This window comes from Roseinatronobacter sp. NSM (assembly GCF_052379845.1).
Taxonomy (GTDB): Bacteria; Pseudomonadota; Alphaproteobacteria; order Rhodobacterales; family Rhodobacteraceae; genus Roseinatronobacter.
The window spans coordinates 14,076-34,655 of the sequence record NZ_JBQTCF010000019.1 but is presented as its reverse complement, the minus strand read 5'-3'; the positions used below and the strand labels follow the sequence as shown (position 1 = coordinate 34,655).

At 61.2% G+C, this 20,580-nt stretch carries 17 protein-coding genes; 8 read left to right on the top strand and 9 right to left on the bottom strand.

Features of this window, described 5'->3' with window-relative positions; translation table 11 throughout:
• Positions 1-192: 192 nt before the first annotated feature.
• On the top strand, positions 193-624 hold the full coding sequence (locus tag ACTZWY_RS11530; RefSeq protein ID WP_444790860.1) for a DUF1489 family protein: 432 nt from the start codon (positions 193-195) through the stop codon (positions 622-624).
• A 12-nt stretch (positions 625-636) separates the two neighbouring features.
• Here ACTZWY_RS11530 and ACTZWY_RS11525 read toward each other — a convergent pair whose 3' ends face one another.
• The 8 genes from ACTZWY_RS11525 to purC form a co-directional block, all read right to left on the bottom strand.
• Positions 637-1,455, bottom strand: a complete 819-nt coding sequence (locus ACTZWY_RS11525) for a cytochrome c biogenesis CcdA family protein (protein WP_444790859.1) — start codon at positions 1,453-1,455, stop codon at positions 637-639.
• 259 nt (positions 1,456-1,714) lie between these two features.
• Positions 1,715-4,597 carry an Rne/Rng family ribonuclease gene (locus ACTZWY_RS11520; protein WP_444790858.1) on the bottom strand — a complete coding sequence of 961 codons (2,883 nt, stop codon included), beginning with the start codon at positions 4,595-4,597 and terminating at the stop codon, positions 1,715-1,717.
• Positions 4,598-5,110: 513 nt separating this feature from the next.
• On the bottom strand, positions 5,111-6,448 hold the full coding sequence (locus ACTZWY_RS11515) for a sigma-54-dependent transcriptional regulator (RefSeq protein ID WP_444790857.1): 1,338 nt from the start codon (positions 6,446-6,448) through the stop codon (positions 5,111-5,113).
• A 105-nt stretch (positions 6,449-6,553) separates the two neighbouring features.
• Entirely contained in the window at positions 6,554-8,317 is a 1,764-nt protein-coding gene (locus ACTZWY_RS11510) for a sensor histidine kinase (protein ID WP_444790856.1), read from the bottom strand.
• 64 nt (positions 8,318-8,381) lie between these two features.
• The gene (gene purQ, locus ACTZWY_RS11505; protein ID WP_444790855.1) at positions 8,382-9,050 is read right to left on the bottom strand and encodes a phosphoribosylformylglycinamidine synthase subunit PurQ; all 669 of its coding nucleotides are present in this window, start codon (positions 9,048-9,050) and stop codon (positions 8,382-8,384) included.
• A 78-nt stretch (positions 9,051-9,128) separates the two neighbouring features.
• Positions 9,129-10,166, bottom strand: coding sequence for a zinc-binding dehydrogenase (locus tag ACTZWY_RS11500; protein ID WP_444790854.1), 1,038 nt, complete (start codon positions 10,164-10,166; stop codon positions 9,129-9,131).
• Positions 10,167-10,334: 168 nt separating this feature from the next.
• Entirely contained in the window at positions 10,335-10,574 is a 240-nt protein-coding gene (gene purS / locus ACTZWY_RS11495; protein ID WP_444790853.1) for a phosphoribosylformylglycinamidine synthase subunit PurS, read from the bottom strand.
• 15 nt (positions 10,575-10,589) lie between these two features.
• Positions 10,590-11,351, bottom strand: a complete 762-nt coding sequence (purC, locus tag ACTZWY_RS11490) for a phosphoribosylaminoimidazolesuccinocarboxamide synthase (RefSeq protein ID WP_439561317.1) — start codon at positions 11,349-11,351, stop codon at positions 10,590-10,592.
• Positions 11,352-11,537: 186 nt separating this feature from the next.
• On the opposite strand from purC, the gene ACTZWY_RS11485 reads away from it, so the two are divergent.
• From ACTZWY_RS11485 to ACTZWY_RS11475, 3 genes are all read left to right on the top strand, one after another.
• Complete coding sequence (locus ACTZWY_RS11485; RefSeq protein ID WP_444790852.1) at positions 11,538-11,849, top strand: DUF1476 domain-containing protein; 312 nt, start codon at positions 11,538-11,540, stop codon at positions 11,847-11,849.
• A gap of 137 nt (positions 11,850-11,986) precedes the next feature.
• Positions 11,987-13,030, top strand: coding sequence for a betaine--homocysteine S-methyltransferase (gene bmt, locus ACTZWY_RS11480; RefSeq protein ID WP_444790851.1), 1,044 nt, complete (start codon positions 11,987-11,989; stop codon positions 13,028-13,030).
• A 155-nt stretch (positions 13,031-13,185) separates the two neighbouring features.
• Positions 13,186-13,887: a corrinoid protein gene (locus ACTZWY_RS11475; RefSeq protein WP_444790850.1), complete on the top strand. Its 702-nt coding sequence runs from the start codon at positions 13,186-13,188 to the stop codon at positions 13,885-13,887.
• Positions 13,888-13,976: 89 nt separating this feature from the next.
• Here ACTZWY_RS11475 and ACTZWY_RS11470 read toward each other — a convergent pair whose 3' ends face one another.
• Complete coding sequence (locus tag ACTZWY_RS11470; protein ID WP_444790849.1) at positions 13,977-14,177, bottom strand: hypothetical protein; 201 nt, start codon at positions 14,175-14,177, stop codon at positions 13,977-13,979.
• Here ACTZWY_RS11470 and ACTZWY_RS11465 point away from each other — a divergent pair.
• The 4 genes from ACTZWY_RS11465 (at position 14,176) to ACTZWY_RS11450 (ending at position 20,403) form a co-directional block, all read left to right on the top strand.
• Complete coding sequence (locus ACTZWY_RS11465) at positions 14,176-14,850, top strand: ABC transporter ATP-binding protein (RefSeq protein ID WP_444790848.1); 675 nt, start codon at positions 14,176-14,178, stop codon at positions 14,848-14,850. The genes ACTZWY_RS11470 and ACTZWY_RS11465 overlap by 2 nt on opposite strands.
• Positions 14,847-17,237 carry an FtsX-like permease family protein gene (locus tag ACTZWY_RS11460; protein WP_444790847.1) on the top strand — a complete coding sequence of 797 codons (2,391 nt, stop codon included), beginning with the start codon at positions 14,847-14,849 and terminating at the stop codon, positions 17,235-17,237. Before ACTZWY_RS11465 ends, ACTZWY_RS11460 begins: the two co-directional genes overlap by 4 nt.
• A 55-nt stretch (positions 17,238-17,292) precedes the next feature.
• Positions 17,293-18,315, top strand: coding sequence for a lipocalin-like domain-containing protein (locus ACTZWY_RS11455; protein ID WP_444790846.1), 1,023 nt, complete (start codon positions 17,293-17,295; stop codon positions 18,313-18,315).
• Between the two features lie 69 nt (positions 18,316-18,384).
• Positions 18,385-20,403: an FAD-dependent oxidoreductase gene (locus tag ACTZWY_RS11450; RefSeq protein WP_444790845.1), complete on the top strand. Its 2,019-nt coding sequence runs from the start codon at positions 18,385-18,387 to the stop codon at positions 20,401-20,403.
• Positions 20,404-20,580: the final 177 nt, after the last annotated feature.

Below are 20,580 nucleotides of genomic sequence, written 5' to 3'. Positions count from 1 at the left end.
GTATCTGTAGCCCGTAAGATCGCATCGAACAAGGCCCCAGACAGCACTGCGACGCCCGAGAAAAGCAGGAATATCCGGGTTTGCGGCGTCGAACAGGTTTTTCGGGGCGGGCGGCGGGGTTGTCGGGGCATGGTTGCCCTTGCCCTTCGGGTAAAAAACCCTATGACCAAGGCAGCGGTCAACAGGTGGGGCATGACGGCAAAAGTTCATCTTATAAAGCTTTGCGTCGGCGCGGATGATGTCGACGATCTGGTGCAGTGGCAACGCAGCCCGCAGGCCAAAGGACAGGATGGCTTGCCGCGTCATATTACCCGTATGTGGCCCAAGCGCAGCGAAGAATTGCTTGCGGGCGGGTCGCTGTACTGGGTGTTCAAAGGGTCCGTGCTTGCGCGACAAACCATCTTGCGGCTTGATGAAGTGGTGGGTGGCGATGGAATCACGCGCTGCGCCATCGTGCTGGACCCGCAGATCATACGCACTGCTGCCGCGCCCAAACGCCCGTTTCAGGGCTGGCGCTACCTGAAACCTGCTGATGCACCACCGGACCTGCCACAGGCGCGCAAGGGCGATGATACGCTTCCGCCCGAACTGGACGCCGCGCTGGCCGAACTTGGGTTGCGCTAACCCAGTCCGGACCTAACCCAGTCTGGACATGGCCGGGAAGGTTTCCAGCAACCACCAGGAAAATGCGGAAAACGCGCCCGTGACCAGCGCAAGGCCCACTGCCAGCAGCAAAAGCCCCATGACTTTTTCGATGACGCCCATGTGGCGCTTTAGCCGCGTCATAAGGGTGATGGACCGCTGGACAAACACAGCCGCCAACAAGAAGGGCAGCCCCAGCCCCAGCGCATAGACGCCTAACATGGCCGTGCCGCGTGCAACGGTTGTTTCGGTCGCCGCCAAGGACAGAATCGCCCCCAGAACCGGGCCTATGCATGGTGTCCACCCGAACGCAAAAGCCAGCCCCAGAACATAGGCCCCGAATGCCGAACCGCCACGATCACCGGCATCAAACCGCAGGTCGCGCGACAGGAAAGAGACCGTCAAAAAGGCGGGCGGTTCCACATTGACCCGCTGCAATGCCGATGCAACACCGCGCCCAAGCAGCCGGTATGCCCCCAGAAAATGCAGCCCGAAAGCAATGACCACAATGCCCGCAATCTGGCCGAACATTTCGGCATTGCGCAAGAACAGGTGCCCCATGGTGGACGCCGTGAACCCCAGCAACAGGAACACTGTCGACAGCCCCATGACAAAAAACAATGCAGGCACAATCGCGCGGCGGCTGGCGCGACCGTCACTGGTCATGTCTTGCATCGTGATTCCGCCCATATAGGCCAGATATGGCGGCACAATGGGCAAAACGCAGGGCGACAGGAACGACAGCACCCCCGCCCCCAACGCAATCAACAGCGCTGGCATCATGGCGGCGTCGAATACGTCTATTCCAAACATGTGGTTGCTTGCCCCTTGGTTAATGCATGTTGCTCAAAATTGGGAACCGGTTTTGAGCTTCTGGCACATGCGCAATCACTAAGTCAGAACATGTCTTATCACAGCGAATGAACGTGACATGTTCCAAGTTCCCAACAAACATGTTTTTCGTAGCTACACCCAATAAGGTTGAACAGCACGTCACATTCATGTGGCCTGCGTCAACATGGCGCAACCTTCCAACAAAGAAGGGGCACCCCGGCGGATGCCCCTTTTGTATTCAGATTTTCAGCGACCACCAACCCCGGCGTTTGGGTTCCGGTTTGGCGGGCGGGTCGGCCTTTGGTGTTTCGTCAACCGCGACGGGATCCCCCTCGGACTGGCCCACTGGCGCTGCGGGGGTCTGCACATCCAGACCCGCTGCCACCCCGTCAGCGGGGGCTTCAGGCGCATCATCCTGACCCCCAGGTGCGGGTTCCACGACCAACGACTCCACCACCTGGGGCACTTCAGCACTGACCACAGGTTCCGGGCTGTCAGTGCCCGCTGGCGCCACAGTCTCGGTGCTGTCCGCACCGGCTGGCGCCGCAGCGTCAGGGGTGCCATCAACCGCCGGAGCCGCAGAATCCGGGATGCCATCAACGCTTGCGGGCGCAGGATCTGCAGCTTTCGCAGCGGGTTTACGCCGCGCGCGGGGCTTTCTGGCCGGCTTTTCCTGTGGCGTTTCCTTTTCCGGGGCAGCAGCCTGTTGCGGCGCTTCGTCAGTGGCAGGCACTTCTACCACGGGTTCAGGCAGCTTTTTCGCGCGGGGTTTGCGCGTGCGCTTGGGTTTGACGGCTACTTCCTCTGCCTCCGCGATTGGCGGCACATCCGCAGCAGCAACAGGCGCGTCTTCTTGTGGGGCCTTCACGGCCTCTTCTACCGCATCGGTTTCTGCCTGATCGTCATCCTGCGCGTCGAAACCTTCTGCACCATTCTCCTTGCCGCCGCGCTTGCGCCTGCGACGACGACGTTTCTTGCGGGGCTGGTCGGCCGCCTCCTCGGGGTCATCGGGCTGGGTCACCGCTTCCGCCACGATGGCTTCAACCTCGTCCTCCTCCTCCGGCTCGGTGGGGTCGGACATATGGCTGGCATTGAGTGACACAACCGCAGCGCTTGGTTGCACGGAAACACGCGTTGCTGTCTTGAACTTTTCAAGGCTGAAATCCGGGCTGACCATCATGGGGTCGGCCTCCAGACGAACGGCCATGCCATAGCGCGCTTCAATCTGGGCGATATGTTCGCGCTTGAAGTTGAACAGGAAGTTCACGGCCCCCGCAGGCGCGCGCACCAGAACCTCGCGCGATTTGCCGCGCGTGCCTTCTTCCTCGATCTGGCGCAGGATGGTCAGACCCATACTGTCATCCGACCGGATAAGGCCCGTGCCGTGGCAATGCGGGCAAGGCTGGGTGGTCGCTTCCAGCATGCCGGGGCGCAAACGCTGGCGCGACATTTCCAACAACCCGAAACCCGAAATGCGGCCCACCTGAATGCGCGCACGGTCCGATTTCAGCTTGTCTTTCAACATCTTCTCAACGGCGGCGTTGTTCTTGCGTTCCTCCATGTCGATGAAGTCAATGACAATCAGGCCCGCAAGGTCGCGCAAGCGAAGCTGGCGCGCTATTTCTGCGGCGGCTTCAAGGTTGGTTTTCAGCGCAGTGTCTTCGATGGACCCTTCGCGCGTTGCCCGACCAGAGTTGATGTCGATCGCCACCAGCGCTTCGGTCACACCAATAACGATATACCCGCCCGATGGCAGCTGCACCGTAGGGTTGAACATCCCGCCAAGATAACTTTCGACCTGATACCGCGCAAAAAGCGGCATTGTATCATTATAGGGTTTCACGTTCTTGGCGTGGGACGGCATGATCATTTTCATGAAGTCCTTGGCGACGCGATACCCTGCATCCCCTTCGACCAGAACTTCGTCAATCTCGCGGTTATACAAGTCGCGGATGGACCGCTTGATCAGATTGCCTTCTTCATAGATCGGGGTTGGCGCGATGGATTTCAGCGTCAACTCGCGGATCTGTTCCCACAGGCGGAACAGGTATTCATAATCGCGCTTGATCTCGGCCTTGGTGCGGTTCGCGCCAGCGGTCCGGATAATCAGGCCCGCGCCTTCGGGCATTTCAATTTCGTTGGCGATGGCCTTCAGCTTCTGGCGGTCAGCCGCATTGGTAATTTTGCGACTGATCCCACCCCCGCGCGCGGTGTTGGGCATCAGGACGCAATAGCGCCCTGCAAGTGAAAGATATGTCGTAAGTGCCGCACCCTTGTTGCCGCGTTCTTCCTTGACGACCTGCACCAGCATAATCTGGCGCACACGGACAACTTCCTGAATCTTGTAGCGGCGCGCCCGTGGCTTGCGGCGCACCTGCACTTCTTCCGCAGGGTCGCCGCCTTCGGAAACCGCTTCTATCCGGTCATCGTTTTCGGCAGCATGATCCGCAGCGCGATACGGGCCCTCGGTGGTGTCGTCAGTGGGTTCGGGCGTCACAGCGTCATCTGGTGCGGACAGGTCATTTTCCGCAATGGCCGCGTCATCACCTGCGGCCTGACTTTCCTCTGGTGTTTCAGCAGTGTCCAGAACGCCAGAATCTGCCGCTGGCGCAACGCCGAAGCCGTCATCAATAAGCGTGTCACCGTCGCGGTCATCGCCGCTGTCCAGAATGTCCATGCCGGACACATCACGGGTTTCCACCGTGTCGGAACTGCTGACAGTTTCAGCTTTCGCCGCAGGCTTGCGCCGGTTCGACGAACGACGCGGCTTTTTAGCAGGTTTTTCAGCTTTTTCAGCGCTTGGTGCACGCTCATCATCATCTTGCTCACGCACGCTAGCGCGTTCTTCCGCAAGCAGGGCGGCGCGGTCTTCTGCCGGAATTTGGTAATAATCCGGATGAATTTCGTTGAATGCAAGAAAGCCGTGCCTGTTGCCACCATAATCAACAAAGGCCGCCTGAAGCGAAGGTTCGACGCGCGTTACTTTTGCAAGATAGATATTTCCTGCCAACTGACGCCGACTTGCGGTTTCAAAATCGAATTCCTCGACCTTGTTGCCGTCCACCACCACAACGCGGGTTTCTTCCGCGTGGGTGGCATCGATAAGCATTTTCTGTGCCATATAAATCCATTGCACGCAGCACCTGGCGGGCTGTGCCTGACCTGGCTTCGCATGGAAGCGTCAGAACCACGCACGCCATCTGGCGCGTGACTTGTCTGAGGGGGTGGCAGACACGAAGAAACCACCGCCGCTGCGGTCAAGGAAATTTCCCTTTCGCGGCGGCATGGTGGTTTGGTTTCGACGCCTGTCATCATGTTTCCTGAACACCGCAGTAGCGCGATGCGTTTTAAGTGTGCCTGACCTGCTGTCATGCAGAACCGGCAATTCAAGCCTTGCGGCCTATCCATCTGCGGAGGGTAAAGAGGGGGCCAAAAAGGCGCGCCATTCGTCCAACGCAGCGAAATTCGTTCGGGCAACCGCGGTTTGCGGCGCATCCTTACATGTTCAACATAAGGGCGAACGTGACGAAAATACAATGGCGTTTTTTACATTGCGCATATCAGCGGCGCTTGTTGGGCAAAAAATACTCCAGAATCGGGGGGGACCGGCCAAGTTGGCATAGCCCCCCCGTCCTTAGCCCTGCACATATTCAGACCGCACCAACCCGTATTTCGCCATCTTTTCATTCAGCGTCCGGCGCGGCAGGCGCAATTCTTCCATCACCGCTGTAATTGACCCTTTATGGCGGCGCATGGTGTTGTCAATCAGCATCCGCTCGAACGCTTCGACATGTTCCTTCAGGGGCTTGCCTTCGGTTGTCATGACTTCGCTGGAGGCTTCGTTATCGGCCATGATCAGCGACATCAGCGCGCCATCTTCGCGCCTGCTTTGCAATACGGCACGTTCGGCAATGTTGACAAGCTGGCGCACATTCCCGGGCCATGGGGCTTGCAGCAATTGCGCGGCTTCCGGCATGCTGACCACAGGGGCCGCGCAGCCGTATTCATCTGCAAATTGCGCAAGATAGGTTTCGAACAGCGCCAGAATATCCTCGCCCCTCATGCGCAGGGGAGGCAAGAGCAGCTTATGCGCGGCCAGACGGAAATACAGGTCCGGGCGCAAGCCATCTTCGATTGTCTGACCGGCAGTGTGGCTGTTGCACACAGCAATGATGCGGGTGTCGGGCGGGGTGCCCTGATCATTCAGAAAACCGACCAGCCGCGCCTGTGTGTCGGGCGACATGGCCTCAATATCTTCCAGAACCAGCGTTCCGCCGCGCGCTTCTTCAACAATGGGCTTTCCGGCACCATCATCCAGCGGGCCGAACAGGCGGGCAACAAGATCTGCCTCGGCATGGCCCGCACAACTGACCGATACCAGCTTGCGCCCCGCGCGCGCGCCCACAGCATGCAGCGCATGCGCCACCAATGTTTTGCCGGTGCCGGTTTCGCCATCAATCAGGACATGCCCATCCGCCTGTCCGACATCAAGAATATCTTCGCGCAACCGCTGCATCACGTCAGACGCGCCCACCAACCGGCGCATAATGGTTGTCCCGTCGGACAATTCATGTCGCAAGGCGCGGCTTTCCAGTGCCATGGTCCGCGCCTTGACGGCCTTTTCGGCCAAGGCCATCATCTTTTCAGGGTCGAAGGGTTTTTCCAGAAAATCGAACGCACCCAGTCGCATGGCTTCCACTGCGATGGGCACATCGCCATGTCCGGTAATCATGATGACCGGGATGGTGCTGTCCTGTGCGACCAGCTTTTTCAACAGGGTCATGCCATCCATGCCAGGCATGCGTATGTCAGTGATCACAACGCCGGGAAAATCCGCGCCAATGGCGGCAAACGCTTCCTGACCATCGCAATAGGTTTCGGTTTCAAAACCCGAAAGCGCCATCCATTGGCTGATGGACTGGCGCATATCCTGTTCGTCATCTACGATAGCAACACGCATGTGGCGGGTCATGTTCTTGTTTCCTCTCGGGCCTGCGCCCTTTTTCCTGAAATCCTGATACCGGCAGTGACACTCTGCTGCCAGCATTGGCGCGGCGCTTGTTTCAACGAAACCTCACTATTCAGCCGCATCTTTTTTCACATTGTTGTGGTATCTGGGCAATTCCACTTCGAACACGGCGCCACCTTCGGGGGCATTCATGGCCGTCAAACGGCCGCCATGGTCACTTACAATTCCCGACGAAATTGCCAACCCAAGGCCGACGCCCTGCCCGGCCACTTTCGTGGTGTAAAACGGCTCGAACAAGCTGTCGATATCGGCAATACCGTGGCCATTATCACGAACAGTCAAATTTGCGGCTTCGCCCTGACTGATGATAATGTCGATCTGGGGCGCGTTCACGCCGCGCGTGGCGTCAACCGCATTGCGCACAAGGTTCAGGATCACTTGTTCCACGCGCACCGAATCGCCCATGATCATGACGGGTTCGGGGGGCACAGTGCGCACGACCAACACGCGGCAATCACGCAGCATGGGTTCCATCATGGTCAGGGCATCGCCCAGACAGGTGCGCAAATCAATGGGGGCAAATGCCTCTCCGCCCTTGCGGGCAAAGGATTTCAGCGTGCGGGCAATGGCGCCCATGCGGTCAATCAACCCGTCAATGCGCTGGAACGACGCCAGCGCTTCTTCTGTGCGCTTGCGCTTCAGCAACAGGCGCGCCCCCGCAAGATAGGTTTTCATCGCCGCCAGCGGCTGGTTCAACTCATGACTGACGGACGCCGACATTTCGCCCAGCGTGGCCAGCTTGGCCGATTGCGCAAGTGTCTGTTCAGCCACGGCAAGATCCTTTTGCACGCGCAATCGGGTTGCGATTTCGCGCTGCAAACGGGCGTTCAAGGCGCGCAGATCCTGCGATTCGCGCTGGAACAGCGCGGATTGGGACCACGCACTGCGACTGACCAGATAGAAGGTCAACGCCAGCAGCAAGGCAAAGCCCGTCAACACCAGCGCCAGCGCCGCGTTGACCCGTTCGCGCACCGAATCATAGCGCGTGAAACTGACCAACCGCCAGCCACGGAAGGGCACGCGCACTTCGGAACGCAACACGGCCTCGCCGCGCACGAACGTATCAGGCGGGGGTTGCGCCCAATCCGCTGTGGCCCGCAAGGCGCGGGCAATCGCTGAAGGTGCGTCCCGTAGCGCCAGTGCGTCCTCCAGTGACCGGCCCCGCCAGCGCGGTTCCGTTGCCAGAATGATACGCCCGCCGGAATCCAGCAGCGCCACAGCATCAGCGAACCCCGCCCAGCTGCGTTCAAATTTCGACAGGTCGGCGTCAACGACAACAACGCCCAGCACATCATTTGCAACCCTGATACTGCGCGCAAAGGAAAACCCGAACCCCCCGCTGTCCAGTTCCTTGACCATGAACACCGTATCAGATGTGCGCCGCGAATCGACGAAAGCCTGATCGGCGCTGCGGTTCTTGCCCAGATGAACACGATCCGTCGCGCCGACCACACGCCCGTTATTGTCCAGAAGTTCAATCGAAGCCGCGCCGATTTCGCCCTGCAAATCAATCAACCGCTGCGATGTGGTTGCAAAATTGCCTTCGCGCAAGGCGACAATCAGTTCAGGGTCGCGCGCCAGCAACAGCGGCACCACTGAATTTCGTTGTAGTTCCGACTGGATATTGCCGGAATACAGCACAAGCCGCAATTCAGCGCGGTTGCGTGTCGAATCCGTGAACCGTTCGGACAGCCACGAATTCATGAACCAGATCAGGCCAATGCCAACGACAATCAAAAACAGTATGACAACCCGCCCCCATAGCGGAATGCCCAGAATACTGGCGCGTCGGTTGTCAAGGTCAGGTGTCATGGCCATGCCGCGCAGAATATGACGAATGCGGCGCGCCCTCAAGCGTGGTGCCGGACACCCGCACCTAAGCTGGCGCGAAAGCGCTTATCAGCCCGTCAAACATGGCGCGACCATCTGTCCCGCCATGCACCGCGCTGAACGCGCGTTCAGGATGGGGCATCATGCCCAGCACGCGCCGGTTTTCAGACAGGACGCCCGCAATATCCGCCGCCGACCCGTTGGGATTATCCACATAGGTGAACGCCACCCGCCCGTCACCTTGCAGCCGCGCAATGGTTTGCGCGTCAGCGGTATAATTCCCGTCATGATGCGCAATTGGAACTGTAATCTGCGCACCAGTCGTGTAACCGGCAGTAAATGCGGTATTTTCGGCCACAACCCGCAGTGCGACAGGTTTGCAGATATATTTCAGGTTGGTGTTGCGCAGCAATGCGCCGGGCAACAGCCCCATTTCCACAAGCACCTGAAACCCGTTGCAAATGCCAATCACATGCCCGCCCCGCGCGGCAAATTCGGTGACAGCGCGTGCAATGGGCGACCGCGCGGCAATGGCCCCGCAGCGCAGATAATCCCCAAAGCTGAAACCACCGGGAATGCCCACGATATCGGTTCCTGCGGGCAGTTCAGTGTCCTTGTGCCAAACGCGCGTAACCTGCGCGCCCGCCCCCTCAAAGGCCACAGCAAGGTCGCGGTCGCAATTCGATCCGGGGAAAGTGATGACAGCAGCTTTCATTGCGCGGCTCCGTCCATATCAGGGTTTGTGCGCGCTTTAGCGCGAATATCCGCCCTGCGCAAAGGGAAAGCGGCCTGTTCAGGCGGCAAAATCGGAAATCACGGCAACACCAGGCGCCATGGGGCCATCAAACAGCGCCAGTTCCGCGCCTGCCTGCGACAAGGGCACCTGCCGCGCAATCATCGGCATGAAATCCACCAATCCCGCATCTATCATACCCAGAAGCGACGGGTATTTATGCGCTGGCATGCCGCGCGTGCCAAAAACTGCAAGGTTCTTCTGGTAAACCGCGCTCATGTCGATTTCCATGCGCGCGGTATGCCCCACGGGCATGCCCACCTGCACATGCCGCCCCAAGGGCCGCAAGCACTGCAGCGATGCGTTGGTGGTCTGGGCAATGCCCAGCGCCTCAACCGAGACATGCGCGCCGCCGCCGGTAATATCACGAATGGCCTGCGCCACATCGCCCGTGCGCGCGTCAATGGCGGCATCCGCGCCCAGCGCGCGGGCATGGTCCAGCTTTTCAGGGACAATATCAACCACCACCACACGCGCGCCCAGCGCGCGGCCCAATATCAGCGTGGCCAGCCCAATACCGCCCGTGCCATGCACGGCCAGCCATTCACCGGGGCGCAGGGCGGCGCGGTCGGTCAGCGCATGAAACGCCGTTGTCACACGGCACCCCAGCCCGGCGGCCAGAACAGGCGACATGCCATCTGGCAGGCGCGCAAGGTTATGGGCATGGGGCACGCCTACATATTCCGCGAAGGCACCGGGTTCGGTAAATCCGGGCAAACGCTGGTCAGGGCAGGTGTTGGACACCCCAGACCGGCAGGCAGGGCATGTTCCGCAAGCAAGGATAAAGGGCGCGATCACCTTGTCGCCAATGGCCCAGCCACTGCGCGGGCCAGCCGCCACCACCTGCCCGCAATATTCGTGGCCCGGTATCTGGCCGGGTTTGACGCGCGGATGTTCGCCCACCCAACCATGCCAGTCAGACCGGCAAATCCCGCAAGCCAGCGTTTGCAGCACCACCCCGTCATCCTCGCATACCGGGTCGGCTACGGTTTCGATGCTAAGGTCCTGACGATATTGCCGTAAAACCGCTGCGCGCATAATGCCCCCCGCCACATATTTAGCGGCAATGCTGCCCACAAAGAGGGGGGGGCGTCAATAACCCTTAGAGTAGGTTGCTCAAAAGCGGGAACCGGTTTTGAGCTTCTCGAACCTACGAAATCAATAAGTTAGAGTATGTGGCGTGAATGCGAGTGAACGCTACATACTCTAGGCGTGTTCGATCTGGAAGCTTTCGATCACAGGATTGGCCAACAGCTTTTCACACATGGCCTGTGCCTGCGCGCGGGCCTTGTCGGCATCGGTTTCGGCCAGATCAAGTTCAATCATCTTGCCTTGGCGCACGCCATTGACCCCTTCGAACCCCAGCGCGCCCAGCGCATGGCGCACCGCTTCGCCTTGGGGGTCCAGAACGCCAGCTTTCAGGGTTACGAATACACGCAGTTTCATGGGCGTCCGGGCCTTTCAGTTCATCAGTTTGGGTTTGTTGAAGGGCGTGGGCGATTTGGGCATAACACCCAACCGGCGCGCAACTTCGGAATAAGCATCCGTCAGGCTGCCCAGATCGCGGCGGAACACGTCCTTGTCCAGTTTCTGGCCGGTTTTCATGTCCCACAAGCGGCAACTGTCAGGGCTGATTTCATCTGCGACAATCAGGCGCTGCATTTCACCGTCGAACTGGCGGCCAATTTCAATTTTGAAATCCACCAGCTTGATTCCCACCGCCAGCATAATGCCTGACATGAAATCATTGACCCGCACGGCCAATGACACCATGTCATCAAGGTCCTGATGGCTGGCCCAGTTGAAGGCCAGAATCTGGTCTTCCGTAACCAGCGGATCGCCCAGCGCATCATCCTTGAAATAGAATTCAATAATGGGGCGCGGCAGCGGTGTGCCTTCTTCAATGCCCAATCGCTTGGAAATAGACCCGGCTGCAACATTGCGCACCACCACTTCCAGCGGAATGATTTCCACGGCGCGGATAAGCTGTTCGCGCATGTTGATGCGTTTGATGAAATGGGTTGGAACACCGATCTGGTTCAGCCCCGACATGAAGAATTCCGAAAGCATGTTGTTCAGCACGCCCTTGCCTTCGATCACGTCGCGTTTTTCAGCGTTGAACGCGGTTGCATCATCCTTGAAGTATTGAACCAGCGTGCCCGGCTCCGGCCCTTCATACAAAACCTTGGCTTTGCCTTCATAAACTTTGGTGCGGCGGGCCATGGTATTCTCCGATCATGGGACAAGTGGAAGGGCAGCGGCGTCTGGTTGCCTATATCCCAGCGCCGCTGGCGCTGCAAGCGGCGGTGTTTGCGCCCTCGGGCAGTGATTTCGTCTTGCAGTGCTGGCCCCCAACCGCCATATGTTTTCCAACATCGCACGTCCACGCAACGCAATACGAGGCCCGCAATGACATCTTTGAACGACCGCGAACGCGCATTTGAAAACAAGTTTGCCCATGATCAGGAAATGGTTTTCAAGGCCGTGGCCCGCCGCAACAAGAAACTGGGCCTGTGGGCTGCGGGCTTACTGGGCAGAACGGGTGACGATGCGGAAGCCTATGCAATGGAGGTCATCCGCGCCGATTTCGAAGAAGCCGGTCATGATGACGTTGTGCGCAAAGTTGCCGCGGACCTTGCGGGCAAAGCAGATGAGGCCACGATTCGCGGCATGATGGCCACAATGCTGAGCGAAGCGAAGGCCGAACTGGCCGAGGGCTGACGCGCCCCCAATATGAATATCGCGCATGTTCTTCATGCGGAATATGAAATTGCCGCATCCTGCCGGATGTGGCACATGCCTACGAAAGCGGGAGTGCGGAAACGCCTCCCGCTATTCGCAATCCGGAGATGCGCTTGATGACCGATGCCTTAACGAAAATGCTGGCCGAACGGGACTGGATCCTGACGGACGGCGCGACAGGCACAAACCTGTTCAACATGGGGCTGGCGTCCGGGGATGCGCCGGAATTGTGGAATGCAGACGAACAAGACAAGATTCGCACGCTGTATCGCAACGCGGTCAATGCCGGGTCCGACCTGTTCCTGACCAACACATTCGGCGGCAATGCCAGCCGCCTGAAATTGCATAATGCGCAAAACCGGGTGCGCGAACTGAACCGGCTGGGGGCTGCACTGGGCCGCGATGTGGCCGATGCTGCGGGCCGTCCCGTTGTTGTGGCAGGGTCTGTCGGCCCCACCGGCGACATCATGGCACCCATCGGCGCGCTGACCCACGAACTGGCCGTGGAAATGTTCCATGAACAGGCCGAGGGCCTTAAGGAAGGCGGCGCAGATGTGCTGTGGGTGGAAACCATTTCCGCCCCCGAAGAATACAAGGCCGCCGCAGAAGCCGCCGCCCTTGCCGGCATGCCATGGTGCGGCACCATGAGTTTTGACACCGCTGGCCGCACCATGATGGGCGTCACATCAGCGGCAATGGTGCAGATGGTTGGCAAGCTGAAATCACCCCCGCTGGCCTTTGGGGCGAATTGCGGCGTGGGCGCATCGGACCTGCTGCGGACGGTTCTGGGTTTTGCGGAAGCAAACGCGACCTTGCCCCTGATCGCCAAGGGCAATGCAGGCATACCAAAATACCATGACGGGCACATCCATTATGACGGCACGCCTGCCCTGATGGCAGATTACGCCGTGCTGGCGCGTGACTGCGGGGCGACAATCATTGGCGGGTGCTGCGGCACCATGCCCGAACACCTGCGCGCCATGCGCCATGCGCTGGAAACCCGCGACCGCGGCCCCCGCCCCACGCTGGAGCAGATCACTGCAGCCCTTGGCGGGTTTTCATCGGCGCTGGACGGCACCGAAGCCGCAGGCGAAGCGGCCGAACCGCGCCGCGGGCGCGGCGGCGGGCGCGGCGGCGGGCGCAGGCGGCGCGACACATGACAAAACCGCCGGGAATCGCGCGAATGCGCGCCCGCTGGTCGCCACAAACAGGGCGCATGTCGCAAATGGAATAGTGCACTGCGGCAATCTGTCCGAAAGCAAACACATCAGTGGTCCAACACGCCAGAAACTGCGTGTCCTAAGGGGTAAAGCCTATGTCTGAAGAAGACGATATCATCCTTGCCGATCTGTCTGACGACGAACTTGTCGAGCAGATGATGGATGACCTTTACGATGGCCTGAAAGAGGAAATCGAAGAAAGCGTCAACATCCTGCTGGAACGCGGCTGGACCCCCTATGACATCCTGACCAAGGCGCTTGTCGCTGGCATGACAATCGTGGGCCATGATTTCCGCGATGGCATCTTGTTCGTGCCCGAAGTGCTGCTGGCCGCGAATGCGATGAAAGCGGGCATGTTCATCCTGAAACCGCTGCTGGTGGAAACAGGCGCGCCGCGCATGGGCAAAATGGTGATTGGCACCGTCAAGGGCGACATTCACGACATCGGCAAGAACCTTGTGGCCATGATGATGGAAGGCGCCGGGTTCGAGGTCATTGATCTGGGCATCAACAACGCGGTCGAAAGCTACATGGAGGCGCTGGAGAAGGAACAGCCCGACATTCTGGGCATGTCGGCGCTGCTGACGACAACCATGCCCTATATGAAGGTGGTGATTGACACGCTGGTCGCCCAAGGCAAACGCGACGACTACATCGTGCTGGTGGGCGGCGCCCCGCTGAACGAAGAATTCGGCCGCGCCATCGGGGCCGATGCCTATTGCCGCGATGCGGCCGTCGCGGTGGAAACAGCCAAGGAATTTGTCGCCCGCAAGCACAACCAGATGGCGGCACATTAGAACATGTCGCGCAAAAGTGGGACCCGGTTTTGCGCAAAACGACATGCGACACCATAAGGTTAGAGTGGGTCGCGTGAATGCGAAACGCGCTAACGTGCCCATCTGCGCCCCCAGACAGCCACCAAGGCCGGACGGAACATCCCGTCCGGCCTTTGCGTTTGCAGAATATACCAAAACACGACCTGCCCTGCCTTGAGTTCGGCCACCGGAACACTACGCTTCACGCATGACACATGTGCGGCCCGTTCCTTGCCCGTGCCACCCTGCCCGCTTGCCAGAAAGACAGACATGCCCCCTGCACTGACGATAGAAAACCTGTGCAAAAGCTTCGGCCCCGCACCAGAGGCGGTGCAGGTTCTGGACAATGCCTGCCTTGATCTGCCGCAAGGCCAGTCACTTGCGCTGACCGGCGATTCCGGCAGCGGCAAATCCACCTTGCTACATATCTGCGCCGGTCTTGAACCGTTCGACAGCGGCAAGGTGGTGGTGGGCGGCCAAAATATCGCGCAAGCCGATGAGATGACGCGCGCTGCCTTGCGGCGCGACACAATCGGGCTGGTGTTCCAGCAATTCAACCTGATCCCGTCGCTGACCGTTGCGGCCAATCTGGCATTTCAGGCACGGCTGGCAGGGCGCCATGACCCCGATTTTGTGGCCGAACTGACGCAGCGCCTTGGCTTGGCCGCGTTGCTGGCACGCTACCCGGAACAATTGTCGGGCGGGCAACAACAGCGCGTGGCGATTGGCCGGTGTCTGGCGGCGCGGCCCCGGCTGGTGCTGGCAGATGAACCCACCGGCAACCTGGATGAAGCCACCGGCGATGCGGTGCTGGACCTGATGCTGGAACTGGCCGCGCAGGCTGGCACGGCGCTGTTGCTGGTCACCCATTCTGCGCGACTGGCCGCGCGGTGCGGTGCGCGCGCCCATCTGCGTGCCGGCAAGTTGCAGCAGGCACCTGCATGACGCGCGCTGCGTTGCAGGCGCTGCTGTCGCACTGGATGCGCAGCCCGTTTCAACTGGCCATGCTGTTGGCCGGGCTGGCCTTGGCAACCGCGCTGTGGTCCGGTGTTCAGGCCCTGAACGCCGAGGCGCGCGCGGCCTATGCCACCGCTGAAAACCTGTTGGGCGAAGGCACATCCGCGCAGCTCAACGCCCCCTCTGGCCAGATACCCGAAGCGGAATTCGCCCGCCTGCGCCGTGCTGGCTGGGACGTGTCCCCTGTGGTGGAGGGGCGCATGCGCATGGGCGCGGCGCGCATCACCGTTCTGGGGCTGGAGCCACTGACCGCGCCATCAGGTGGCACGGCCACCGAACTGGCCACGGCGGATATAACAGACTTCTTGGCAGGGCGGGGATTGGCCCATCCCCAGACGCTGGCGGAAATCGGCACATCCCCCATGGACCTGCGCGCAAATCAGGCCATCCCCGTGGGCACTGTGCTGATGGACATCGCGCAGGCCCAGTCCCTGCTGGATATGGGCGGGTTTGTCACCCGCCTTAGCGTTGCCAGCAACCAACGCGACGGGCTGGCACCGCTGCGCGACCTGGCCCCCGAGCTGCGCCTTTCGGTGCCCGATGATGGCGCTGACCTGGCGGGGCTGACCGACAGTTTTCACCTGAACCTGACGGCGTTCGGGTTGCTGGCCTTTGCTGTTGGGCTGTTCATCGTGCATTCAGCAATCGGGCTGGCCTTCGAGCAACGCCGCGCCATGTTCCGCACCTTGCGCGCGCTGGGGGTTCCGCTGCCGCGTCTGGGGCTGTTGCTGGGCGCTGAACTGGCCCTGTTTGCGATGCTGGCAGGGTTGGGGGGGCTGGCGCTTGGATATGTATTGGCGGCCAGCCTGCTGCCCGATGTGGCGGCCACGTTGCGCGGGCTGTATGGTGCCCCTGTGCCCGGCACCTTGCGTTTTGACCCCGCATGGGCGGTGGCGGGGCTGGGCATGACACTGGCGGGCACCACGCTGGCGGGCGGTCAAGCCCTGTGGCGGCTGTGGCGGCTGCCGGTTCTGGCCCCGGCACAGCCCCGCGCATGGGCCCATGCGGGCGGCCGTGCCCTTCGGGTGCAGGGCGGGGTTGCGGTGGCGCTGGCGCTTTTGGCGCTGGTGCTGGCGCAAACCGGCGGCGGGCTGGTCGCAGGGTTTACCCTGCTGGCAGCGGCCCTGCTGGCGGCGGCGCTGGCCATGCCGCTGGTGCTGGCGGGCGTGCTGGCGCTGGGGCAGCGGTTCGCGCGCGGGCCGGTCGCGCAATGGTTCTGGGCTGACAGCCGCCAGAACCTGCCGCGCCTGTCGCTGGCGCTGATGGCGCTGCTGCTGGCATTGGCGGCCAATATTGGCGTGGGCACCATGGTGTCGTCCTTCCGCGCCACGTTCATTGGCTGGCTGGACCTACGCCTTGTGGCCGAGGTCAACGTAACCCCCCGCAGCCAGCAAGAAGCCCTTGCGCTGCAAGACTTTCTGCAAAACCGCGCTGATGCCGTTTTGCCCATGCAGCGCATCGACGCCACACTGGCCGGTCACCCCGCGCAGGTCTACGCCATGACCGACCACCCCACATTCCGCGACAACTGGCCACTTCTGGACGCGGTGCCGCAGGTATGGGACCGGCTGGCGGCAGGTGATGGCGTGCTTGTCAACGAACAGCTTGCCCGGCGCGCCGACCTGCGCCCTGGCAGTGCAACACTGGACCTGCCTGACATCGGCGCCATGCCTGTTCTGGGCGTATATCCCGACTATGGGAACCCCCTTGCACAAGCAATCCTGACACAGGCCCGTTTCAACGCGACATGGCCAGACACCCCCATCATACAATTTGCCCTGCGCAACGAGGATCCGCAGGCCCTGATTGCCGCGCTGCAAGATGATTTTGGCCTGCCAAGCGGGCAAATTACCGATCAGGCGCAGGCCAAGGCGCTGTCACTGGAGATATTTGAACGCACCTTCCTGATTACCGGCGCGCTGAATATTCTGACACTTTCGGTCGCGGCAATCGCGCTGTTTGCCGCCCTTGTTACGCTGTCGGGCATGCGTCTGGTGCAACTTGCGCCGCTTTGGGCGCTGGGGCTGACCACACGCAAACTGGCCGCGCTGGAACTGGCGCGCGCATTGGTTCTGGCGGGGCTGACTCTTGTGTTTGCCCTGCCTGTGGGGGTGATGCTGGCGCAAATCTTGCTTGCGGTCATCAATGTGCAGGCATTCGGGTGGCGCTTGCCACTGCAGCTGTTCCCTGCCGACTGGGCGCGCCTTGGGGTTTGGGCCGCGCTGGCGGTGCTGGCCGCTGCAGTGCTGCCCGCCTACCGGCTGTGGCGCAATGGTCCCAACCAGTTGCTGAAAGTGTTTTCCCATGAAAAATAGCTGCCCCGCCAAAAAAAGAACTATCCGCCGACTTGCTGCAACGGCACTTGTGCTGATGCTGTCACCTGCCGATGGCGTTGCGCAGGGCTTCGCCGGGCTTGGCACCGAGGCGGAGGGTTTTGCCATGCCCGAACGCGGGCGGGCGCTTGCCTTTCCCCAAGATCATGGCGCGCACCCTGATTACCGCATTGAATGGTGGTATCTGACCGCCACCCTGACCGGCGATGACGGGCACGATTACGGCGTGCAATGGACCTTGTTCCGATCGGCCTTGCAACCGGGCGACGGGCCGGGCTTTGCCTCGCCCCAGGTCTGGATGGGGCATGCGGGCCTGACCACCGCTGACAGCCATTTCGCCGCCGAAACATTCGCGCGCGGCAGCACCGGGCAGGCCGGTGTCACGCTGGACCCGTTCGCGGCCTTTATTGATGACTGGCACATGACCAGCACCGCCGCCCCCGAAAACGACCCCTATGATGCGCTGCATATTCGCGCCACAGGCCGTAATTTCAGCTATGATCTGACAGCGCTGGCAATGGGACCATTGGTGCTTCATGGTGATCAGGGCTATTCGGTCAAATCCTTTGACGGGCAGGCAAGCTATTATTATTCGCAGCCCTTCTATGACATCAGCGGCACGCTGAACCTGCCGGACGGGCCGGTTTCCGTGGCCGGTCAGGGCTGGCTGGACCGTGAATGGTCCAGCCAGCCGCTGGCCGAAGATCAGGCCGGGTGGGACTGGTTTTCATTTGCCTTCGATGACGGGCACCGGATGATGGGGTTTCAGTTGCGCGGCACACAGGTTTTCACTGCTGGCACATGGATCGCGCCGGACGGGACCGCAACGCCCTTGCCGCCGGATGCGCTGCGCTTCACAGCGCTTGGCACTGAACGGGTTGCAAGCCGCGATGTGCCGGTGCGCTGGCGCGTTGACTGGCCCGAAGGCGGCGTGTCCATCACCACCACCCCCCTGAACCCGCACTCATGGATGGACCTGTCGGTGGGATACTGGGAAGGGCCGCTGCGCTTCAGCGGCAGCCATACGGGGCGGGGCTATCTGGAAATGACCGGCTATTGACGTGGCGTTCCGGGTGACAGCGCGCCGCTTGCGCGGTTAACATTTGCGCCACCCCCAGAGGAGGTTTCCATGTCGCACTACCCCCATATGTTTGCGCCCCTTGATCTGGGCTTCACCACCTTGAAGAACCGCGTTCTGATGGGGTCCATGCATACGGGGCTTGAAGAACGCGGCGATTGGAACCGCGTTGCGGAATATTACGCCATCCGCGCGCGCGGTGGTGTGGCACTGATGGTCACGGGCGGCATGGCGCCCAACCCCGAAGGCGGGGTTTTTCCCGGCGCGGCGGGGCTGTATAGCGCGCAAGATATCGCCAATCACCGTCTGGTCACGGACCGGGTGCATGATGCGGGCGGCAAGATTGCCATGCAGATATTGCATGCGGGGCGCTATGCCTACGGGCCGGACTGCGTGGCCCCGTCTGCCATCAAATCCCCGATTTCACCGTTCAAGCCAGCGGAGTTGGATGAGGACGGCATCGAAAAGCAGATTGCCGATATGGTGACCGCCGCCATGCGCGCGCGCGAAGCAGGCTATGACGGGGTCGAGGTGATGGGATCGGAAGGGTATTTCATCAACCAGTTCTTATGCGCGGCCACCAACCACCGCACTGACCGCTGGGGCGGCAGCTATGACAACCGCATGCGGCTGGCGGTTGAGATTGTGCGCCGTGTGCGCGACGCAGTTGGGCCGGATTTTATACTGATTTACCGCATATCGCTGATTGATCTGGTGCCAAACGGGCAGACATTTGACCAAGTGACGCGCCTTGCACAGGCCATCGAAGCCGCCGGTGCCACGATCCTGAACACGGGCATCGGCTGGCACGAAGCGCGCGTGCCCACGATTGCGACATCCGTGCCGCGCGCGGGCTGGGCGTGGGTGACACGCAAGTTGATGGGCAAGGTGGGCATTCCGCTGGTCACATCAAACCGGATCAACACCCCCGCTGTGGCCGAGGAATTGCTGGCAGGCGGCGCAGCCAACATGGTGTCCATGGCACGCCCGTTTCTGGCCGACCCCGATTTCGTGGCCAAGGCAGCCGCCGGGCGCGCAGACCAGATCGCGCCATGCATCGCGTGCAATCAGGCCTGTCTGGACCACACGTTTCAGGGCAAAGTGTCCACCTGTCTGGTCAATCCGCGCGCCTGCCATGAAACCGAACTGACCTATGACCGGACCGCCAACGGCAGAACCGTGGCCGTTGTGGGTGCAGGGCCTGCGGGGTTGATGGCAGCACTGGTGGCGGCAGAACGCGGGCATAATGTGACCCTGTTCGAGGCCGAGGGCCAGATCGGCGGACAATTGAACATGGCCCGCCAGATTCCCGGTAAGGAAGAATTCCACGGGTTGGTGGACTGGTTCACCACACGTGTAGCAAAAGCGCAAATCACGCTGCGCCTGAACACCCGCGCCACGCCTGAAGCGCTGGACGGGTTCGACGATGTGGTGGTGGCAACAGGCGTCATCCCGCGTGACCCCCAGATTGATGGACAGGACGCGCCCCATGTGCTGCGCTATACCGATGTGCTGCGCGACGCCGCACAGGTGGGTGCGCGCGTCGTTGTGGTGGGCGCGGGCGGGGTGGGGTTCGATGTCGCGGAATATGTCTGTCATGAGGGCAGTAGCGCAACGGAAGATCTGGCATTGTGGCAGCGCGAATGGGGGGTGGGCGACCCGTCCGATGCGCCCGGCGGGCTGGCCCCCGGCGGCCCCGAACCGCTGCGCGCCGCACGGTCCGTCACACTGGTGCAGCGCAAATCTGGAAAGCCCGGCAAGGGACTGGGCAAGACCACAGGCTGGATTCACCGCGCCAGCCTGGCTGCAAAAGGGGTGCAGATGCTAGGCGGGCTGGATTACCGGCGCATCACCGCACAGGGGCTGGTGGTTGCACGCGACGGGGTGGAGGAGACGCTGCCTGCCGATACCGTGATCCTGTGCACAGGGCAGGAACCCTTGCGCGAGTTGGCCGATGCGATGATTGCACGGGGAAAGGCAGTGCATGTCATCGGGGGCGCAGATGTAGCGGCGGAATTGGATGCGAAACGCGCCATCGATCAGGGGGCGCGACTGGCCGCAACGCTGTAACCCGCGCCCATATGGCCCACCCGCCCGCCCCCGCCGCGCGTGCCGCGCGGCTTGCCATATGGGCGCGGTAGCGCTTTACCCGCCACCGTGGCGTGGTTCACCACCTGCGCCCCTTGCGCCAAGCCGTGCGGCACGCACGGCGTGGGTCGGGCGGGTGGGGCGCAAGGGGCGCAGGTT

Bases quoted from the DNA above. Each gene is read 5' to 3' on its own strand.
- ACTZWY_RS11530 (WP_444790860.1), top strand. From the start codon at position 193: ATGACGGCAAAAGTTCATCTTATAAAGCTTTGCGTCGGCGCGGATGAT.
- ACTZWY_RS11525 (WP_444790859.1), bottom strand. From the start codon at position 1,455: ATGTTTGGAATAGACGTATTCGACGCCGCCATGATGCCAGCGCTGTTG.
- ACTZWY_RS11520 (WP_444790858.1), bottom strand. From the start codon at position 4,597: ATGGCACAGAAAATGCTTATCGATGCCACCCACGCGGAAGAAACCCGC.
- ACTZWY_RS11515 (WP_444790857.1), bottom strand. From the start codon at position 6,448: ATGACCCGCCACATGCGTGTTGCTATCGTAGATGACGAACAGGATATG.
- ACTZWY_RS11510 (WP_444790856.1), bottom strand. From the start codon at position 8,317: ATGACACCTGACCTTGACAACCGACGCGCCAGTATTCTGGGCATTCCG.
- purQ (WP_444790855.1), bottom strand. From the start codon at position 9,050: ATGAAAGCTGCTGTCATCACTTTCCCCGGATCGAATTGCGACCGCGAC.
- ACTZWY_RS11500 (WP_444790854.1), bottom strand. From the start codon at position 10,166: ATGCGCGCAGCGGTTTTACGGCAATATCGTCAGGACCTTAGCATCGAA.
- purS (WP_444790853.1), bottom strand. From the start codon at position 10,574: ATGAAACTGCGTGTATTCGTAACCCTGAAAGCTGGCGTTCTGGACCCC.
- purC (WP_439561317.1), bottom strand. From the start codon at position 11,351: ATGGCCCGCCGCACCAAAGTTTATGAAGGCAAAGCCAAGGTTTTGTAT.
- ACTZWY_RS11485 (WP_444790852.1), top strand. From the start codon at position 11,538: ATGACATCTTTGAACGACCGCGAACGCGCATTTGAAAACAAGTTTGCC.
- bmt (WP_444790851.1), top strand. From the start codon at position 11,987: ATGACCGATGCCTTAACGAAAATGCTGGCCGAACGGGACTGGATCCTG.
- ACTZWY_RS11475 (WP_444790850.1), top strand. From the start codon at position 13,186: ATGTCTGAAGAAGACGATATCATCCTTGCCGATCTGTCTGACGACGAA.
- ACTZWY_RS11465 (WP_444790848.1), top strand. From the start codon at position 14,176: ATGCCCCCTGCACTGACGATAGAAAACCTGTGCAAAAGCTTCGGCCCC.
- ACTZWY_RS11470 (WP_444790849.1), bottom strand. From the start codon at position 14,177: ATGTCTGTCTTTCTGGCAAGCGGGCAGGGTGGCACGGGCAAGGAACGG.
- ACTZWY_RS11460 (WP_444790847.1), top strand. From the start codon at position 14,847: ATGACGCGCGCTGCGTTGCAGGCGCTGCTGTCGCACTGGATGCGCAGC.
- ACTZWY_RS11455 (WP_444790846.1), top strand. From the start codon at position 17,293: ATGCTGTCACCTGCCGATGGCGTTGCGCAGGGCTTCGCCGGGCTTGGC.
- ACTZWY_RS11450 (WP_444790845.1), top strand. From the start codon at position 18,385: ATGTCGCACTACCCCCATATGTTTGCGCCCCTTGATCTGGGCTTCACC.